General features: G+C 61.8%; 19 protein-coding genes. 17 read left to right on the top strand and 2 right to left on the bottom strand.

The genetic code is table 11. The features are described from left to right. Positions 1-25 precede the first annotated feature (25 nt). The 4 genes from BUE92_RS11145 to BUE92_RS11130 all read left to right on the top strand — a co-directional run bounded on the left by BUE92_RS11145 (position 26) and on the right by BUE92_RS11130 (position 2021). Positions 26-379 (top strand): CidA/LrgA family protein, encoded by a 354-nt coding sequence (locus tag BUE92_RS11145; RefSeq protein WP_073523695.1) that lies wholly within the window; start codon positions 26-28, stop codon positions 377-379. Next, positions 376-1092, top strand: coding sequence for an LrgB family protein (locus BUE92_RS11140; RefSeq protein ID WP_034126899.1), 717 nt, complete (start codon positions 376-378; stop codon positions 1090-1092). The genes BUE92_RS11145 and BUE92_RS11140 overlap by 4 nt, the downstream gene beginning before the upstream one ends. 22 nt (positions 1093-1114) lie before the next feature. Further along, a complete protein-coding gene (locus BUE92_RS11135) occupies positions 1115-1705 on the top strand; it encodes an LON peptidase substrate-binding domain-containing protein (protein ID WP_073523693.1) in 591 nt (196 codons plus the stop codon). Between the two features lie 100 nt (positions 1706-1805). Beyond that, positions 1806-2021, top strand: coding sequence for a hypothetical protein (locus tag BUE92_RS11130; RefSeq protein ID WP_073523691.1), 216 nt, complete (start codon positions 1806-1808; stop codon positions 2019-2021). Here BUE92_RS11130 and BUE92_RS11125 read toward each other — a convergent pair. Both BUE92_RS11125 and BUE92_RS11120 read right to left on the bottom strand, forming a co-directional pair. Next, complete coding sequence (locus BUE92_RS11125) at positions 2015-3331, bottom strand: bifunctional DedA family/phosphatase PAP2 family protein (RefSeq protein WP_073523689.1); 1317 nt, start codon at positions 3329-3331, stop codon at positions 2015-2017. The two genes, BUE92_RS11130 and BUE92_RS11125, sit on opposite strands and share 7 nt — an antisense overlap. A gap of 161 nt (positions 3332-3492) precedes the next feature. Continuing rightward, positions 3493-4176: a DNA-3-methyladenine glycosylase gene (locus BUE92_RS11120; RefSeq protein WP_073523687.1), complete on the bottom strand. Its 684-nt coding sequence runs from the start codon at positions 4174-4176 to the stop codon at positions 3493-3495. A 175-nt stretch (positions 4177-4351) separates the two neighbouring features. Here BUE92_RS11120 and BUE92_RS11115 point away from each other — a divergent pair, with 175 nt between their 5' ends. The 13 genes from BUE92_RS11115 (at position 4352) to BUE92_RS11055 (ending at position 16829) form a co-directional block, all read left to right on the top strand. Continuing rightward, a complete protein-coding gene (locus BUE92_RS11115) occupies positions 4352-5617 on the top strand; it encodes a glutamate-5-semialdehyde dehydrogenase (RefSeq protein WP_003194482.1) in 1266 nt (421 codons plus the stop codon). Next, positions 5617-6261, top strand: coding sequence for a nicotinate-nucleotide adenylyltransferase (gene nadD / locus BUE92_RS11110; protein ID WP_003194480.1), 645 nt, complete (start codon positions 5617-5619; stop codon positions 6259-6261). Before BUE92_RS11115 ends, nadD begins: the two co-directional genes overlap by 1 nt. Before the next feature lie 66 nt (positions 6262-6327). Further along, positions 6328-6822: a ribosome silencing factor gene (rsfS, locus tag BUE92_RS11105; RefSeq protein ID WP_003176298.1), complete on the top strand. Its 495-nt coding sequence runs from the start codon at positions 6328-6330 to the stop codon at positions 6820-6822. A gap of 9 nt (positions 6823-6831) precedes the next feature. Next, positions 6832-7299, top strand: coding sequence for a 23S rRNA (pseudouridine(1915)-N(3))-methyltransferase RlmH (gene rlmH, locus BUE92_RS11100; protein WP_003176297.1), 468 nt, complete (start codon positions 6832-6834; stop codon positions 7297-7299). A gap of 15 nt (positions 7300-7314) precedes the next feature. Beyond that, on the top strand, positions 7315-9213 hold the full coding sequence (gene mrdA, locus BUE92_RS11095; RefSeq protein ID WP_073523685.1) for a penicillin-binding protein 2: 1899 nt from the start codon (positions 7315-7317) through the stop codon (positions 9211-9213). A 31-nt stretch (positions 9214-9244) separates the two neighbouring features. Beyond that, positions 9245-10348, top strand: coding sequence for a rod shape-determining protein RodA (gene rodA, locus BUE92_RS11090; protein WP_044268991.1), 1104 nt, complete (start codon positions 9245-9247; stop codon positions 10346-10348). Between the two features lie 17 nt (positions 10349-10365). Continuing rightward, positions 10366-11376 carry a lytic murein transglycosylase B gene (gene mltB / locus BUE92_RS11085; protein ID WP_047711860.1) on the top strand — a complete coding sequence of 337 codons (1011 nt, stop codon included), beginning with the start codon at positions 10366-10368 and terminating at the stop codon, positions 11374-11376. Continuing rightward, complete coding sequence (locus BUE92_RS11080) at positions 11376-12380, top strand: septal ring lytic transglycosylase RlpA family protein (RefSeq protein WP_073523683.1); 1005 nt, start codon at positions 11376-11378, stop codon at positions 12378-12380. Before mltB ends, BUE92_RS11080 begins: the two co-directional genes overlap by 1 nt. 183 nt (positions 12381-12563) lie before the next feature. Then, entirely contained in the window at positions 12564-13721 is a 1158-nt protein-coding gene (locus BUE92_RS11075; protein WP_073523680.1) for a D-alanyl-D-alanine carboxypeptidase family protein, read from the top strand. Positions 13722-13805: 84 nt separating this feature from the next. Further along, complete coding sequence (locus tag BUE92_RS11070) at positions 13806-14081, top strand: DUF493 domain-containing protein (RefSeq protein ID WP_073523678.1); 276 nt, start codon at positions 13806-13808, stop codon at positions 14079-14081. After that, positions 14081-14728, top strand: a complete 648-nt coding sequence (gene lipB, locus BUE92_RS11065; protein ID WP_073523676.1) for a lipoyl(octanoyl) transferase LipB — start codon at positions 14081-14083, stop codon at positions 14726-14728. The genes BUE92_RS11070 and lipB overlap by 1 nt, the downstream gene beginning before the upstream one ends. A 25-nt stretch (positions 14729-14753) precedes the next feature. Continuing rightward, positions 14754-15755 (top strand): lipoyl synthase, encoded by a 1002-nt coding sequence (gene lipA / locus BUE92_RS11060; protein WP_161794304.1) that lies wholly within the window; start codon positions 14754-14756, stop codon positions 15753-15755. Between the two features lie 153 nt (positions 15756-15908). Then, positions 15909-16829: a S66 peptidase family protein gene (locus BUE92_RS11055; RefSeq protein WP_073523674.1), complete on the top strand. Its 921-nt coding sequence runs from the start codon at positions 15909-15911 to the stop codon at positions 16827-16829. Positions 16830-16903: the final 74 nt, after the last annotated feature.

Raw genomic sequence — 16903 nt, 5'->3', positions numbered from 1 at the left:
GCGAGTTTTGAGGGGAGAGAGCGGGATGCTGTTACGTGGCCTGACCTGGCTGGTGCTGTTTCAACTGATCGGCACCGCGATCAATCATTTGCTGGTGCCGGTGCTGCCGGGGCCGATCCTCGGCTTGTTGCTGATGCTGGGCTTTCTGGTCTGGCGCGGTGAAGTCGGCGAGCCCCTGAGCCTGGCGGCCGGCAGCCTGTTGCGTTACCTGCCGCTGCTGCTGGTGCCGCCGGCCGTGGGAGTGATGGTGTATGCCAAGGACATCGTGGCGGATTTCTGGGCCATCGTCGGGGCGTTGGTGTTGTCGCTGGTGATCGCCATGGGCTTTGTCGGTGTGCTGATGCAGCAGATGGTCAAGCGCAAGGAGAAGGACCAATGATCCTCGACTGGCAGGGCGCCTGGACGGCGGTCATTCATCACCCGCTGTTTGGTATCGGTATCACCCTGGGCGCCTATCAGCTGGTGCTGGCGGGGTTCGAGAAAACTCGCTGGATCTTCCTGCAGCCGGTGCTGGTGTCGATGCTGCTGGTGATCGGCGTGCTGCTCACTTGTGGGCTGAGCTACGCCGAATACCGCAAGAGCACCGAGATCATGGGCATCCTCCTGGGGCCTGCGACCGTGGCCCTGGCGGTGCCGCTTTATCTGAACCTGCGACGGATTCGCCAATTGTTCTGGCCGATATTTACTACGCTGGTGGTAGGCGGGGTATTGGCCACCGGCCTTTGTGTGGCGTTGGGATGGTGGTTCGGGGCCGAGCACAGGGTGCTGATGACCATGGCGCCCAAGTCGGTCACCTCGCCGATTGCCATGCTGGTGGCCGAGCAGATCGGCGGCGTGGCGGCCTTGGCGGCGGTGTTTGTGTTGATCACTGGGGTGGTCGGCGCGATGATCGGTCCAGCGCTCTTGTCGCGCCTGGGTGTACGCAGCCCCGAAGCGCGCGGCATGGCCCTGGGCATGACCGCTCACGCCGTCGGCACTTCGGTAGCCCTGCAGGAAAGCGAAGAATGCGGCGCCTTCGCGGCGCTGGCCATGAGTTTGATGGGCGTGGCCACGGCGGTGTTCCTGCCGTTGGCGGTGTCGGTCATTGTTTAACCCAGGTTTTAAGGAAACCGTTATGAGTCTGGCGCTATTCCCCCTCAACACTGTGCTGTTCCCGGGCTGCACCCTCGACTTGCAGATATTTGAGGCGCGCTACCTGGACATGATCGGCCGTTGCATGAAAAAGGGCGAAGGCTTTGGTGTGGTGTGCATCCTGGATGGCTCAGAGGTGGGCACGGCCCCTGACGGTTATGCGCTTGTCGGTTGTGAAGCGCTGATTCGTGACTTCAAGCAGCAGGACAACGGCCTGCTGGGCATTCGCGTCGAAGGTGGCCGTCGTTTCCGTGTGCGTGAGGCCGGCGTGCAGAAAGACCAGTTGCTGGTGGCTGATGTGCAATGGCTGCAAGAATTGCCGGACCAGCCGTTGGGCGAAGAGGACGCCGACTTGCTGGCGTTGCTTGAGGCCCTGGCCGAGCACCCGATGGTGGCCTCGCTGGACATGGGCGGCCAGGCCGAAGGCCAGCAAGCCCTGAGCAATCAGTTGGCCTATCTGCTTCCATTCAACGAGGCCGACAAGATCGACTTGCTGCAACTGGACGACCCACAGCAACGGTTGGATGCGATCCAGATGTTGCTCGATGAACTCCAGGGCGAACTGTTCACCTGAGGTTCGGATTTGCCTGACAGAGCTTTCAGACTTTGCTCGGTCGTCTTCACTGCGTCGCCTGCACTATTTTCCGATCACACAACAATGATCGGAGATAACCATGATTCGGCTGACACCCTCGGAACAAGTCGTGTGGGACGCTTATTTTGTCAGCGTGACCACGCAATTACTCCAGCAGCAAGCCTCGCGGGGTGCGGAGTACATCGCCGAGCGCGCCGCCGAAATGGCCGATGAGATGCTGCTGGAGCGCCGCGAGCGTTGCGTTGAACGGCGCAGCGCCTCCGTGGACTGGATCGGCCCGGCCAAGGGTCAATAGGCGTACCTGAGCAGGGCGTGGGGCGTGCCGGTAAAGGCGATGAAACCGAGCACGGCCACCACGGCGGGCAGCACCAGCCACCAGGCTTTTTGCGACATGGCTGGCAATGGGCTGCGGTACTCGATTGCCGTCAGGCTGAACGCGCACACGGTCATCGCCAGCAATGTGCCGGCCAGGATGTCCGTGGGCCAATGGGCACCCAGGTAGACTCGCGACAAGGCAATGAACGCCGCGGGAATGCAGCCCAGCAGCATCCAGGTCAGGCGCAGCCGCGTGGGATGGCCGCGACCGGCCAATACCGCGAGCGCCAGGAAGAAGGCGAAGGCCCCGGAGGCATGGCCACTGGGCATGCTGAAGCTGGTCAGCGGGTCTGTGAGGATTTCCGGGCGGCCACGGGCGAAAAATAGCTTGGTGCCGGTGTTGATCACTGCCGCGCCGGCGAGGGTGGCGCCGACAAACACCGCGTGGCGCCATTGCCGTGCCAACAGCAACAGGCCAGTGAACACGGCGCTGGCGACGAACATCTTCTTGAACTCGCCCAGTTGGGTGACCCGCACCATCACTTCGTCCAGCCACGGGCTGCGATGCTCCTGCACCAGGGCGCTCAGGCCCTGGTCGAAGTCGTTGAGGTGGGGGTAACCGATAAACAGCGCAACCAACAAGACCAGGCTGGCGCAACCGATCCACAAGGTGGCGCGCCGATGCTCGCGCCAACTGCTGTTCAAGCTCAGCCCAAGCAGGACCGCCAGGCACGCCGCGATAATGGCCGCTTCCGGCCAGAAACCTTCCGGCAACGGCAGGCGGAACGCGGCGCCGGCAGCCCAGCCCGGCAGCAGGTAGGCCACGGTCCAACCCGCTGCGGCAATGATGCTCACAGCGGCGAAGCGTGGGAAGGGCATGTCGCACATGCCGGCGACCATGGGCAGCATGGGGCGCAATGGGCCGATGAAACGTCCGACCAACAGGCTGGCAATTCCGTACTTGTGGAAGTAGGTTTCTGCGCCGTTCATCCATTCAGGATGATGGCGCAGGCCGGGCAGGCGACGGATGTTCTGATGGAAATGGCGGCCCAGGTAATAGGAAACGCCGTCGCCCAATAAGCCGCCGAGGAAGCCCAGCAGCAGGGTTTCACTCAGCGACAGCGCACCGCTGCCAGCCAACGCGGCGATTGCAAACAGCAACACCGTGCCTGGCACGATCAACCCGGCAATCGCCAGGCACTCCACACACGCGACAATAAACACCGCCGCTGCCAGCCATTGTGGGTTGAGGGTCAACCAGCCGGTGATGCTTTCGAGCCATTGGCCCATACAATCCACTCCATGCATACATATTCAAAAAACACAGAAGTTCAATTGTGGGAGCGGGCTTGCTCGCGAATGCGGTGTGACAGACACAGATTCCTTCACTGGCACATCGCATTCGCGAGCAAGCCCGCTCCCACATTGGAACCGCTGTGTTGCGGATATCATCAAATCAAAAAATAATCCCGGCCTTCGACCTGCCCCCGACGCAGCGGGTTCCGCGTGCTATAAGGCGCATAGCCAGCATCGACGAAACGGTACATCAAGTGCTCATCGCGCCCGCTGGGGATGCCCAGGCGCGTGGTCTGGATAATCTGCGTGGGCACCTGGCCCACGTCTTCGACATACAGCAGTTCCTGATCGAAGCGCTTGGCATCCCACATCGGCACTTTCAGGCCCAGTGCCTTGCACAGCAGCGTCTGGCCTGCACACAGCTTCTGCGAGGGGCGTGGGCTGCCATCGGGGTTGGGGTTGTTCAACAGCATCTGCGCCAGGCTCGCCGCCCCGGAAATTTCGTCGACCCAGGGATATGCCGATTTGATCAGCACGGCATTGCCCGGGCCGTGGGCGCTGAAGTTCAACGAATCACCGCCACGGGCGTAGTACATGTAGATATGGCCACCATCCAGAAACAAAGCCTTACGCTTTTCTGTGTAGCCGAGTGAGGCGTGGCTGCCTTTTTCGGCCACGTAATAGGCTTCGGTTTCAATAATTCGCGCCGAAAGCCAGAGATCACCCACACGATGACGGATGACTTTTCCGAGTAATTCACGCGCAAGCAGTTGGGCATCGCGGTCGAAGAAGCTATCGGGCAGGGGGCTGGCGGGGAGTAGGGGCGAAAAGTTGGGCATGGCGGTCAAGGGTTGATACGGCTAAATGTGACCGAATCATAACAACTCTCACCTTAATTACGGCTGAACCCGGGGTTTTTACAGTTCATTTCGACCATCCGCCCCTCACCGCTGTCAGTCGGGCGGCGTCACAGCTATAATCTGCCGCTTTCCTCTTTGCCAAGACTCCCTGACCATGACTGAGTCCGTTCTTGACTATATGACCCGCCTGGGTCGCGCTGCCCGGCAGGCCTCGCGGTTGATCGCCCGTGCGAGCACCGCGCAGAAGAATCGTGCGCTGCTGGCGGCTGCCGATGCTCTGGATGCTTCGCGCTCCGAGTTGACTGCCGCCAACGAACTGGACCTGGCCAATGGGCGCGCTAATGGCCTGGAGCCAGCCTTGCTGGACCGCCTGGCGCTGACCCCGGCCCGTATCGACGACATGATCGAAGGCTTGCGTCAGGTGGCCAAGCTGCCTGACCCCATCGGTGAAATTCGCGACATGCGTTACCTGCCGTCCGGCATCCAGGTGGGCAAGATGCGCGTGCCCCTGGGCGTGATCGGCATCATCTATGAGTCGCGCCCGAACGTGACCATCGACGCCGCGAGCCTGTGCCTCAAGTCGGGCAACGCCACCATCCTGCGTGGCGGCTCCGAGGCGATCAATTCCAACCGCGCCATTGCTGCCTGCATCCAGCAGGGCCTGGCCGTGGCCGAGTTGCCAGCCGAAGTGGTGCAAGTGGTGGAAACCACCGATCGTGCCGCCGTGGGCGCGCTGATCACCATGCCGGAATTCGTCGATGTGATCGTACCGCGGGGTGGCAAGAGCCTGATCGAACGCGTCAGCCGCGATGCCAAGGTGCCAGTTATCAAGCATCTGGACGGCGTCTGCCATGTGTTCATCGACATCGCCGCCGACCTCGACAAGGCGATCCGCATCGCCGACAACGCCAAGACCCACCGCTACGCGCCGTGCAACACCATGGAAACCCTGCTGGTGCACGTTGGTATTGCCGAGCGCGTGCTGCCGCCGCTGGCTGCCATCTACCGTGACAAGTCGGTAGAGCTGCGCGGTTGCGAGCGAACCCGTGCGTTGCTGGGCGCGGACGTCATCGAGGCGACCGAGCAGGACTGGTACACCGAGTACACGGCCCCGATCCTGTCGATCCGCATCGTCGACGACCTGGACCAGGCCATCGAACACATCAATACCTATGGCTCCAAGCACACCGACGCCATCGTTTCCGAGCATTTCAGCGATGCCCGGCGTTTCCTCAACGAAGTGGATTCCGCTTCGGTGATGGTCAACGCCTCGACGCGTTTTGCCGACGGCTTCGAGTATGGCCTTGGGGCTGAGATCGGTATTTCTACCGACAAGCTCCACGCACGCGGCCCGGTGGGCCTCGAAGGGCTGACCAGTGAGAAGTACGTGGTGTTTGGCGACGGTCATGTGCGCACTTGATGACTAAACGCATCGGGCTGCTCGGCGGTACTTTCGACCCCGTGCACATCGGCCATTTGCGCAGTGCCCTGGAAGTTGCGGATGCCCTTGCGCTGGATGAGTTGCGCCTGCTGCCCAATTTCCGGCCGCCCCATCGCGACACGCCGCAGGTGGCCGCTGAGCAACGCCTGGAAATGGTGCGTGTTGCCGTAGAAGGTATATCGCCGTTGGTGGTGGACGATCGCGAACTCAAGCGCGATAAACCGTCCTACACTATCGACACCCTGGAGCTGATGCGCGCCGAATTGGCCGCGGATGATCCACTGTTTCTGCTTTTGGGCTGGGACGCATTTTGCGGCCTGCCCTCTTGGCACCGCTGGGAGGAGCTCCTCCAGCATTGCCACATCCTGGTTTTGCAACGCCCGGATGCCGACAGCGAACCGCCGGATGCCTTGCGCAACCTGCTGGCCGCGCGGTCGGTAAGTGACCCCTTGGCCCTGACCGGGCCGAACGGGAATATTGCATTCGTCTGGCAGACCCCGCTTGCGGTGTCCGCCACCCAGATCCGTCAACTGCTGGCCAGCGGGAAGTCGGTACGTTTCCTGGTGCCTGACGCGGTCCTGGCCTACATCGATGCGCACGGGCTTTACCGTGCGTCGAACTGAAAAGGCGCGCTTGAACGCACGAACCGTGCAGCAAGCGCCCGAACATACGAGCAAAACGAGTTTTATATGACGAACAAAGACGTAAGCAAAGTTAAGCGCAAAGGCACCTTCAAAAGCGCGCCGCTGCCGGTTGAAGCCCATGTCGGCCCGGAACTGGCTGGCGAAGAGCTGGTAAAAGTGGCCGTGGCTGCCCTGGAAGACGTTAAAGCCCAGGACATCCAGGTGCTGGACGTGCGCGACAAGCAGAGCATCACCGACTTCATGATCATCGCCACCGGTACCTCCAACCGCCAGATCGGCGCGATGCTGGACAAGGTTCGCGAAGCCGTCAAAGCCCAGGGCGTCAAGCCACTGGGTGAAGAAGGCAAGGGCGACAGCGACTGGGTGCTGCTGGACATGGACGATGTGATCGTTCACATGATGACCTCCAACGCTCGCCAGTTCTACGACCTGGAGCGTCTGTGGAAAGGCGCCGAGCAGAGCCGTGCCGCCGATGGCAAGCACCACAGCCCGGAAGTGGGCCACGCGCACTTCGACAAGCTCAACAAAGACCAGGAATAAGGAACGGCTGTGCGCCTGCGTCTGATCGCTGTCGGTTCACGCATGCCCAAGTGGGTGGAAGAAGGCTGGCACGAATATGCCAAGCGTCTGCCCGCTGAGCTGTCGCTTGAGCTGGTGGAAATACCGCTCAATACCCGGGGCAAGAACGCCGACGTGGCGCGCTTTATCCGTCAGGAAGGCGAAGCCATGCTGGCCAAGGTCGGCCCCAATGAGCGCATCGTCACCCTTGAAGTGCACGGCAAGCCCTGGAGCACCGAGCAACTGGCGGTGGAACTGGATCGCTGGCGCCTGGATTCGCGCACGGTCAATTTCATGGTCGGCGGCCCGGAAGGGCTGGCGCCGGAAGTCTGTGCGCGGGCCGATCAGCGTTGGTCGCTGTCGGCGCTGACGTTGCCGCACCCGTTGGTAAGGATTCTGATCGGTGAACAGCTGTATCGCGCCTGGACAGTCCTGTCCGGGCACCCTTACCACAAATAGTCTGCGCCGCCCCCGATGACTCAGCCGATCCGCATCAAGGACCACGAGAAGGACGCACGTCTGGTACGCGCGCGGGTGGTGTTCGGTGCTGTCTTGGTGGTGGTGCTGATGTGCGTGCTGATTGCGCGACTCTATTTCCTCCAAGTGATCCAGTACGACTATCACTCCACGCTGTCGGAAAACAACCGGGTGCATGTGCAGCCGATTCCGCCGACCCGTGGGCTGATTTTCGACCGCAATGGCGTAGTGGTTGCCGATAACCGGCCCAGCTTCAGCTTGAGCATGACCCGTGAACGCTCCGGCGACTGGAAGCAGGTCCTCGATGTCATCGTCGAGGTGCTGCAACTGACGCCGGAAGACCGGGCCGTCTTCGAGAAGCGCATGCGGCAGGGGCGCCGGCCGTTCGAGCCGGTGCCGATCCTGTTCGAGCTGACCGAAGAGCAGATCGCCCGGATTGCGGTGAACCAGTTCCGCCTGCCGGGTGTGGAAGTGGTGGCGCAGTTGGTGCGGCATTACCCGCAAGGGCCGCACTTTGCCCACTCCGTTGGCTACATGGGACGTATCAACGAGAAAGAGCTGAAAACCCTCGACCCGATCAACTACAGCGGCACCCACCATATCGGCAAAACCGGTATCGAGCGCTTCTACGAGGCCCAGTTGCATGGCCAGGTAGGTAACGAGGAAGTCGAGACCAATGCGCGTGGCCGCGTATTGCGCGTGCTCAAGCGCACCGATCCGGTGCCGGGCAAGGACATTGTCCTGAGCCTGGACATCAAGTTGCAGGAAGCTGCCGAGATGGCCCTGGGCGGTCGGCGGGGTGCCGTAGTGGCGCTGGACCCGAAGACTGGCGAAGTGCTGGCGATGGTCAGCCAGCCCAGCTTCGACCCCAACCCGTTTGTGACTGGCATCAGCTTCAAGGCCTACGCCGAGCTGCGTGATTCCATCGACCGGCCACTGTTCAACCGTGTGTTGCGCGGCCTGTACCCACCGGGCTCGACCATCAAGCCGGCGGTGGCGATTGCCGGCCTGGATGCTGGCGTGGTCACGGCCTCAAGCCGGGTGTACGACCCTGGCTACTACATGCTGCCCAACTACGACCACAAGTACCGTAACTGGAACCGCTCCGGTGACGGCTATGTCGACCTGGATACCGCGATCATGCGCTCCAACGACACCTATTTTTACGACCTGGCCCATAAACTGGGAATTGATCGGCTGTCTGCCTACATGGGCAAGTTCGGCCTCGGTCAGAAAGTCTCCCTGGACATGTTCGAAGAATCCCCCGGCCTGATGCCATCGCGGGAGTGGAAGCGTGCGACCCGACGCCAGGCGTGGTTCCCCGGTGAAACCCTGATCCTGGGTATTGGTCAGGGCTATATGCAGGCCACTCCACTGCAACTGGCCCAGGCCACGGCGCTGGTGGCGAACAAAGGCGTGTGGAACCGACCGCACCTGGCCAGGACCATCGAAGGCGAAAGGCCGGTGGACGACAATCCGATTCCTGACATCGTGCTGCGTGACCCGTCCGATTGGGCCAAGGTCAACCACGGCATGCAGCAGGTGATGCACGGTGCGCGCGGCACTGCCCGCAAAGCGGCAATTGGCGCTCAATACCGCATTGCCGGCAAGAGTGGTACCGCCCAAGTGGTCGCGATCAAGCAGGGCGAAAAGTATGACCGCTCCAAGGTGCAGGAACGCCACCGCGACCACGCCTTGTTTGTCGGTTTTGCCCCCGCGGAAGACCCGAAAATCGTGGTGGCAGTGATGGTCGAGAACGGCGAGTCCGGCTCCGGCGTCGCGGCCCCAGTGGTACGCCAGGTGATGGACGCCTGGCTGCTGGCCGACGATGGCCGGCTCAAGCCCGAGTATGGCGGCCCCCCTTCAAGCCCCGAGGTTACGGCCCGTGAAGAGTAATTTTGACCGCATCCTCTCCAGCGAAGATGTGATGCGTCGCCGTGCGACGTTGCTGCAACGCATGCACATTGATGGCCCCCTGCTGATCCTGCTGCTGACCCTGGCAGCCGGCAGCCTGTTCGTGCTGTATTCGGCCAGCGGCAAGAACTGGGACCTGCTGATCAAGCAGGCGTCCTCGTTTGGCCTGGGCCTGCTGTCGATGGTGGTGATCGCCCAACTGGAGCCGCGCTTCATGGCACGCTGGGTGCCCTTGGGCTATGTCGCCGGCGTGTTGCTGCTGGTGGTGGTGGACGTCATGGGCCACAACGCCATGGGCGCCACACGCTGGATCAACATCCCCGGGGTTATTCGCTTCCAGCCGTCGGAATTCATGAAGATCCTGATGCCGGCCACCATTGCCTGGTACCTGTCCAAGCGCACCTTGCCGCCGCAGCTCAAGCACGTGGCGATCAGCCTGATCCTGATCGGCGTGCCCTTTGTGCTGATCGTGCGCCAGCCGGACCTCGGTACCTCGCTGCTGATTCTCGCCGGTGGCGCGTTCGTGCTGTTCATGGGTGGCCTGCGCTGGCGCTGGATCCTCAGCGTGCTGGCCGCCGCCGTGCCTGTGGCCGTGGCCATGTGGTTCTTCTTTATGCACGACTACCAGAAGCAACGGATCCTGACGTTCCTCGACCCGGAGAGCGACCCGTTGGGCACCGGCTGGAACATCATCCAGTCCAAGGCGGCCATCGGTTCCGGAGGAGTATTTGGCAAGGGGTGGTTGCTAGGCACTCAGTCTCACCTGGACTTCTTGCCCGAGAGCCACACCGACTTCATCATTGCGGTGATGGGCGAAGAGTTCGGCCTGGTGGGCATTTGCGCGTTGTTGCTGATCTATCTGCTGTTGATTGGTCGCGGCCTGGTAATCACGGCCCAGGCGCAGACGCTGTTCGGCAAGTTGCTCGCCGGCAGCCTGACCATGACTTTTTTTGTTTACGTTTTCGTCAACATCGGTATGGTCAGTGGCCTGCTGCCGGTGGTTGGGGTGCCGTTGCCATTCATTAGCTACGGCGGAACTTCGCTGGTGACATTGCTGTCAGCGTTTGGGGTTTTGATGTCGATTCATACGCATCGCAAGTGGATCGCACAGGTTTGAATAAGGTGAAGATGTCAATGCAAGTAATGCGCGGCTGGGCGACTCGGCATGCGACCTGGATGGGCCTGATCGGGCTGCTGGGGGCAACGCAAGAGGCGCAGGCCGGTGACTACGATGGCTCTCCCCAGGTTGCCGAATTTGTCGGTGAGCTGACCCGCGACTACGGTTTTGCCGGCGAGCAACTGATGGGCGTGTTCCGCGAAGCCCAGAAAAAGCAGGCGATCCTCGACGCCATTTCCCGGCCCGCCGAGCGCGTGAAGCAGTGGAAGGACTATCGCCCGATGTTCCTCACTGATGCGCGCATCGCCCGCGGCGTGGATTTCTGGCGCCAGCACGAGGCAGTCCTCGCTCGCGCCGAGCAGGAGTACGGCGTGCCAGCCCAGGTGATCGTCTCGATCATCGGCATCGAAACCTTCTACGGGCGCAACACCGGCAGCTACCGGGTGATCGACGCCTTGTCGACGCTGGGCTTCGATTACCCGCCCCGCGCCGAGTTCTTCCGCAAGGAACTGCGCGAATTCCTGTTACTGGCCCGCGAAGAGCAGGTCGACCCGCTGAGCCTCAAGGGCTCCTACGCCGGGGCGATGGGCTTGCCGCAGTTCATGCCGAGCAGCTTTCGCGCCTACGCGGTGGATTTCGACGGCGACGGGCACATCAATATCTGGAGCAACCCCGACGATGCCATCGGCAGCGTGGCCAGCTACTTCAAGCGTCACGGCTGGGTTGGCGGCGAGCCGGTGGTTATCCGCGCCGATGTCACGGGCGAGCGCGCCGACGAGGGCCTGACCCAAGGTATCGAACCGGTCAAGACCGTCGGGGAGTTGCGAGCGCTGGGCTGGTCGAGTCAGAATGCGCCACGCGACGACATGCCGGTGACGGCATTCCGCCTGGAAGGCGCAAATGGCCCTGAATACTGGATGGGCCTGAAGAATTTCTACGCAATCACGCGTTATAACCGCAGTGTGATGTACGCCATGGCCGTGCATCAGCTGTCAGATGAGCTGGTTCAAGCACGGGGCAACAAGTAATGCGGGTATCGCCGTTCAAAAAACCGCTCAAGCTGGTGGCGTTCGCCGCGTTGTCCTTGTTGGTAGCCAGTTGTTCCACCACCCCTGACCGTGCGCCGGCCAAGAAGGCGGGCGGTGCGGTGGTACGTGCCCAGCCGGGCCTGGACATCAACCGCGCGCACAAAGACGGCGCGCCGTGGTGGGATGTGGATGTGTCGAAGATCCCGGACGCCACGCCGACCCTGCACACCGGCCCGTACAAGGCCAACCCCTATACCGTGCTGGGCAAGAATTACTTCCCACTGCAGGAATCCAAGACCTACGTGCAGTCGGGCACCGCGTCCTGGTACGGCACCAAGTTCCATGGCCAGAACACCGCCAACGGCGAAGTGTATGACCTGTATGGCATGAGCGCGGCCCACAAGACCCTGCCTCTGCCCAGCTATGTGCGCGTGACCAACCTGGACAACAATCGCACCGTGATCCTGCGGGTCAATGATCGTGGGCCGTTCTATTCGGACCGGATCATCGACTTGTCCTACGCGGCCGCCAAGAAGCTCGGTTATGCCGAAACCGGCACCGCACGGGTCAAGGTCGAAGGTATCGACCCGGCGCAGTATTGGGCCCAGCGTGGCAAACCCGCGCCGTTGATGCTCAACGAACCGCCAACCCCACAACCGCAAGTGACGGCCTCCACCGGCAAGATCGAGCAATGGACACCGCCACCGGCGCAGCATGCGCCCGATACCGTGGTGGTTCCTCACGCGGCAGCAGGCGCCTCCATGGCCGGCGGGCAATACCTGCAGGTCGGCGCTTTCGCCAACCCGGATGCGGCAGAACTGTTAAGGTCCAAGCTCAGCGGCATGGTCAGTGCGCCGGTCTTCATCAGTTCCATCGTGCGCAACCAGCAAACCTTGCACCGTGTACGCATGGGCCCGATCGGTTCGCCGAGCGAGGTGGCGCAAGTGCAGAACAGCGTGCGCCTGGCCAATCTGGGGCAACCCAGCGTGGTCACCGCAGAATAAGCAGTAAGGGATTGATGGCTCAGGCGCGCCTGCGCGCTTGAACCCTGGTTGTTGGCTCGTTGAACAATAAAAACCCAGGGGCAAGGGGTGAGCGGGCAACCGAACACGTGACAGTCTGGAAGCGGGCTGTCTGAATAGTTTTGCCCGCGAGGGCAAGTTTCCATAAGCAATTTCGAGAGACGGATGAACATCACCACCTTAGCCAAACGTACGTGCCTGCTTATCTCGCTGATCATCACCCCGGCCGCCTGGGCGGTTGAAATGGTGCCGGCCTCCCCGCAACTGGCCGCCAAGTCGTGGGTCCTCATGGACGCCGCCAGTGGCAACGTGCTGGTCGAAAACGGCGGTGACGTGCGCCTGCCGCCTGCCAGCCTGACCAAGCTGATGACCGCCTACATCGCGACCCTGGAAATCCGTCGCGGCCAGATCGGTGAAAACGACCCGGTTACCGTCAGCGAAAACGCCTGGCGCACCGGTGGTTCGCGGATGTTCATCAAGGTGGGTTCGCAAGTCACCGTGAGCGACCTGCTGCACGGCATCATCATCCAGTCCGGTAACGACGCCAGCGTCGCCCTGGCCGAGCACATCGCCGGCAGCGAAGACGCCTTCGCCGACATGATGAACAAGACCGCCGGCGAGTTGGGCATGACCAACAGCCACTTCATGAACCCGACCGGCCTGCCGAACCCAGAGCACTATTCGTCGGCTCATGACATGGCGATCCTGGCGCGCGCCATCATCCGCGTTGACCCGGTGCACTATGCGATCTACTCCCAGAAGGAGTTCTTCTGGAACAACATCAAGCAGCCTAACCGCAACCTGTTGCTGTGGCGCGACAAGACCGTCGATGGCCTGAAAACCGGCCACACCGACGAAGCCGGCTACTGCATGGTGTCGTCCGCCGTACGTGATGGCCAGCGCCTGATCGCCGTGGTATTCGGTACCAACAGCGAGCAGGCCCGTGCGGCCGAGACGCAAAAACTGCTGACTTACGGCTTCCGTTTCTTCGAAACCCAGACCTTCTACCAGAAGGGTGCTGAGCTGGCGACCGCGCCGGTGTGGAAGGGTGCGACTTCGCAAGTCAAGGCCGGCCTGGCCGACGACCTGACCCTGACCATGCCTAAAGGCCAGCTCAAAAAGCTCGCCGCCAGCATGACCCTGAACCCGCAATTGGTTGCGCCAATCGCCAAGGGTGATGTGATCGGTAAGGTCGAAGTCAAGCTGGACGACAAGGTGGTGCACAGCGCCGACCTGATCGCGCTGGACGCTGTCGAGGAAGGTGGAATCTTGCGCCGCGTATGGGATAGCATCCGTCTATTCTTCTACGGCTTGTTCAACTGATTGTGTGCACCTGCAAAGCCCCGCGTTGATCCGACGCGGGGCTTTGCCCGTCGCCACGGCTTACGCTTACGAGGCCGTTACGCCATGACCGATAAAGAAGTAAAGGCGCCAAAGATCGAATTCCCGGTGGTGGACTATCCCATCAAGGTAATCAGCGATACCGGTGTCGGCCGTAAAGACCTGATTCTCGATATCGTGCGTAAACACGCGACGATCAACGATCAGCGTGTGGATGAGCGATCAAGCTCTACCGGCAAATACACCACGATCCAGTTGCACATCGTTGCGACCGGTCAAGACCAGCTCTACGACATCAACAGCGAACTGCGAGCCACCGGCTTCGTGCATATGGTGCTGTGATGTCGCAAGTCCTGGGCTTTCGCGAGCTCGGCCGGATGGCCTACGAGCCGGTCTGGCATGCCATGCAGCGCTTTACCAATGAGCGCGGCACCTCGGCCCCGGATGAAATCTGGCTGGTGGAACACCCGCCGGTATTCACTCAGGGCCAGGCCGGCAAGGCCGAGCACTTGCTGCTGCCGGGTGATATTCCGGTGGTGCAGGTCGACCGAGGGGGTCAAGTGACTTACCATGGGCCCGGTCAACTGGTGGCCTACCTGCTGCTGGACGTGCGCAAGCTGGGGTTTGGCGTGCGCGACCTGGTCAGCCGCATGGAGACGTGCCTGATCGAGCTGTTGGCCGGTTACGGCGTGACCGCCGTGGCCAAGCCCGATGCCCCGGGTGTGTACGTGGATGGCGCGAAAATCGCCTCCCTGGGGCTGCGCATTCGCCACGGTTGTTCCTTTCATGGCCTGGCCTTGAATGTGGACATGGACCTGGCGCCGTTCCGGCGAATCAACCCGTGCGGTTACGCCGGGCTTGCGATGACCCAGTTGAGTGACCATGCAACATCCATAGAATTTGCCGAGGTAAGTGCCCGGCTGCGCGCGCAGCTCGTCAAACACCTCGACTATGCAGAGCAGACGACCCTGACGGGCGGAATCGATTGATATGACTACTGATGTTGTGCAAACCATGATCCCGACGCTGGACATCACTGAGCGTCCAGCCCCGGCCCCGCGTGCCAAGGTGGAAGCCGGCGTCAAGCTGCGCGGCGCCGAGAAGGTTGCACGCATCCCGGTCAAGATCATCCCGACCACCGAACTGCCGAAGAAGCCTGACTGGATTCGCGTGCGCATCCCGGTTTCGCCGGAAGTCGACCGTATCAAGTCGCTGCTGCGCAAACACAAGTTGCACAGCGTATGCGAAGAAGCCTCCTGCCCGAACCTGGGCGAGTGCTTCTCCGGCGGCACCGCCACCTTCATGATCATGGGTGACATCTGCACCCGTCGTTGCCCGTTCTGCGACGTGGGCCACGGCCGTCCGAAGCCGTTGGACGTCAACGAGCCAGAAAGCCTGGCCATCGCCATCGCCGACCTGAAGCTCAAGTATGTGGTGATCACATCGGTAGACCGCGACGACCTGCGTGACGGTGGTGCCCAGCACTTTGCCGATTGCATCCGCGAGATCCGCAAGCTGTCGCCGAACGTGATGCTCGAAACCCTGGTGCCGGACTACCGTGGCCGTATGGACGTCGCCCTGGAAATCACCGCTGCCGAGCCGCCGGATGTGTTCAACCACAACCTGGAAACCGTGCCGCGCCTGTACAAGGCTGCGCGCCCGGGTTCGGACTACCAGTGGTCGCTGACCCTGCTGCAGAAGTTCAAGCAGATGATGCCGCACATCCCGACCAAATCCGGCTTGATGTTGGGGCTGGGTGAAACCGACGAAGAAGTCATCGAAGTCATGAAGCGCATGCGCGAACACGACATCGACATGCTGACCCTGGGCCAGTACCTGCAACCGTCCCGCAGCCACTTGCCGGTGCAGCGCTTCGTGCACCCGGACACCTTCGCCTGGTTCGCCGAGGAAGGCTACAAGATGGGCTTCAAGAACGTGGCCTCGGGCCCGTTGGTGCGGTCTTCGTACCACGCCGATGAGCAGGCCAAGTTGGTCAAGGCGAGCCTGGTCTCGTAAGCCGCCCCCAGAATGAATGTGAAATGCGGGCTTGTGTGGGAGCTGGCTTGCCTGCGATAGCATCACCTCGGTGTGACTGATACACCGAGGCGCTTGCATCGCAGGCAAGCCAGCTCCCACATTTCGTTCTGCGTCATATAGTGAGAACCCTGGATGACCGTCGCCGTACCTGCACTGCGCCCCGAAGGCACCCTCGGCCTGATCGCCCCCGCCGGCCCCGCCGCGCTGGATGTTGAAAAAGCCAGGCAATGGATGCGTGCCCGTGGCTACGACCTGCACATTTTCCCTGGTGTGCACGAGCGCGACGGCTACCTGGCCGGTAGCGATGAAGTGCGCCTTCGCGATTTGCATGCCGCCTTCGCCAACCCCGACATCGATGCCATCCTCTGCCTGCGTGGCGGCTATGGCACGCCCCGTTTGCTCGATGCGCTGGACTTCGACCTGCTGCGCGCCAACCCCAAGCCGTTCGTGGGCTACAGCGATATCACCGCCTTGCACCTGGCCATCAACCGCTATGCGGGCTTTGTGACGTTCCATGGCCCGATGCTCAACGCCGACCTGCTCGGCGGCAAACAGCCACCCACCGAATCCTCCTTGTTCAGCCTGCTGCGTGGCCAACGGGGCGCCGGCAGTGTGCTGCCGCACCCGATGGCCTACGCGCTGACCACAATCGAGCCAGGCGTGGCCTGTGGGCGCTTGCTGGGCGGTAACTTGTCGATGATCGCCGCAGTCATGGGCACGCCGTACGAAATAGACGCCGATGGCATCATCCTGTTTTTCGAAGACGTCAACGAACCGCTCTATCGCATCGACCGCCTGCTGACGCACCTGCGCCTGGCTGGCAAGCTGGCCCAGGTCGCCGGTGTGCTTGTAGGGGATGTGGCTGGTGTGGATAGCGGGGCGTTGGCACGTCTGCTGAAGCAGACCTTCGAGCCGTTGTGCATTCCGGTGCTGGCGGGCTGGCGCAGTGGGCATTGCGACCCGAACCTGACATTGCCGTTGGGCGCCTTGGTGCGTCTGGATGCGGGGGAGCAGCGGGTGGTGTTGGAGCAGGATGTAGTGTTCAAGGCCTGAGTTAGTTGTCGCTTATCAGGGCCAATCGGGAGCAAGCCCCCTCCCACATTTTGAAATGCATTCCAAGTGTGGGA

The sequence above is a fragment of the Pseudomonas fluorescens genome, assembly GCF_001902145.1.
Lineage (GTDB): Bacteria > Pseudomonadota > Gammaproteobacteria > Pseudomonadales > Pseudomonadaceae > Aquipseudomonas > Aquipseudomonas fluorescens_BV.
Note: the sequence above shows the minus strand (reverse complement) of the source record. Positions and strands in the feature narration are given on the sequence as shown.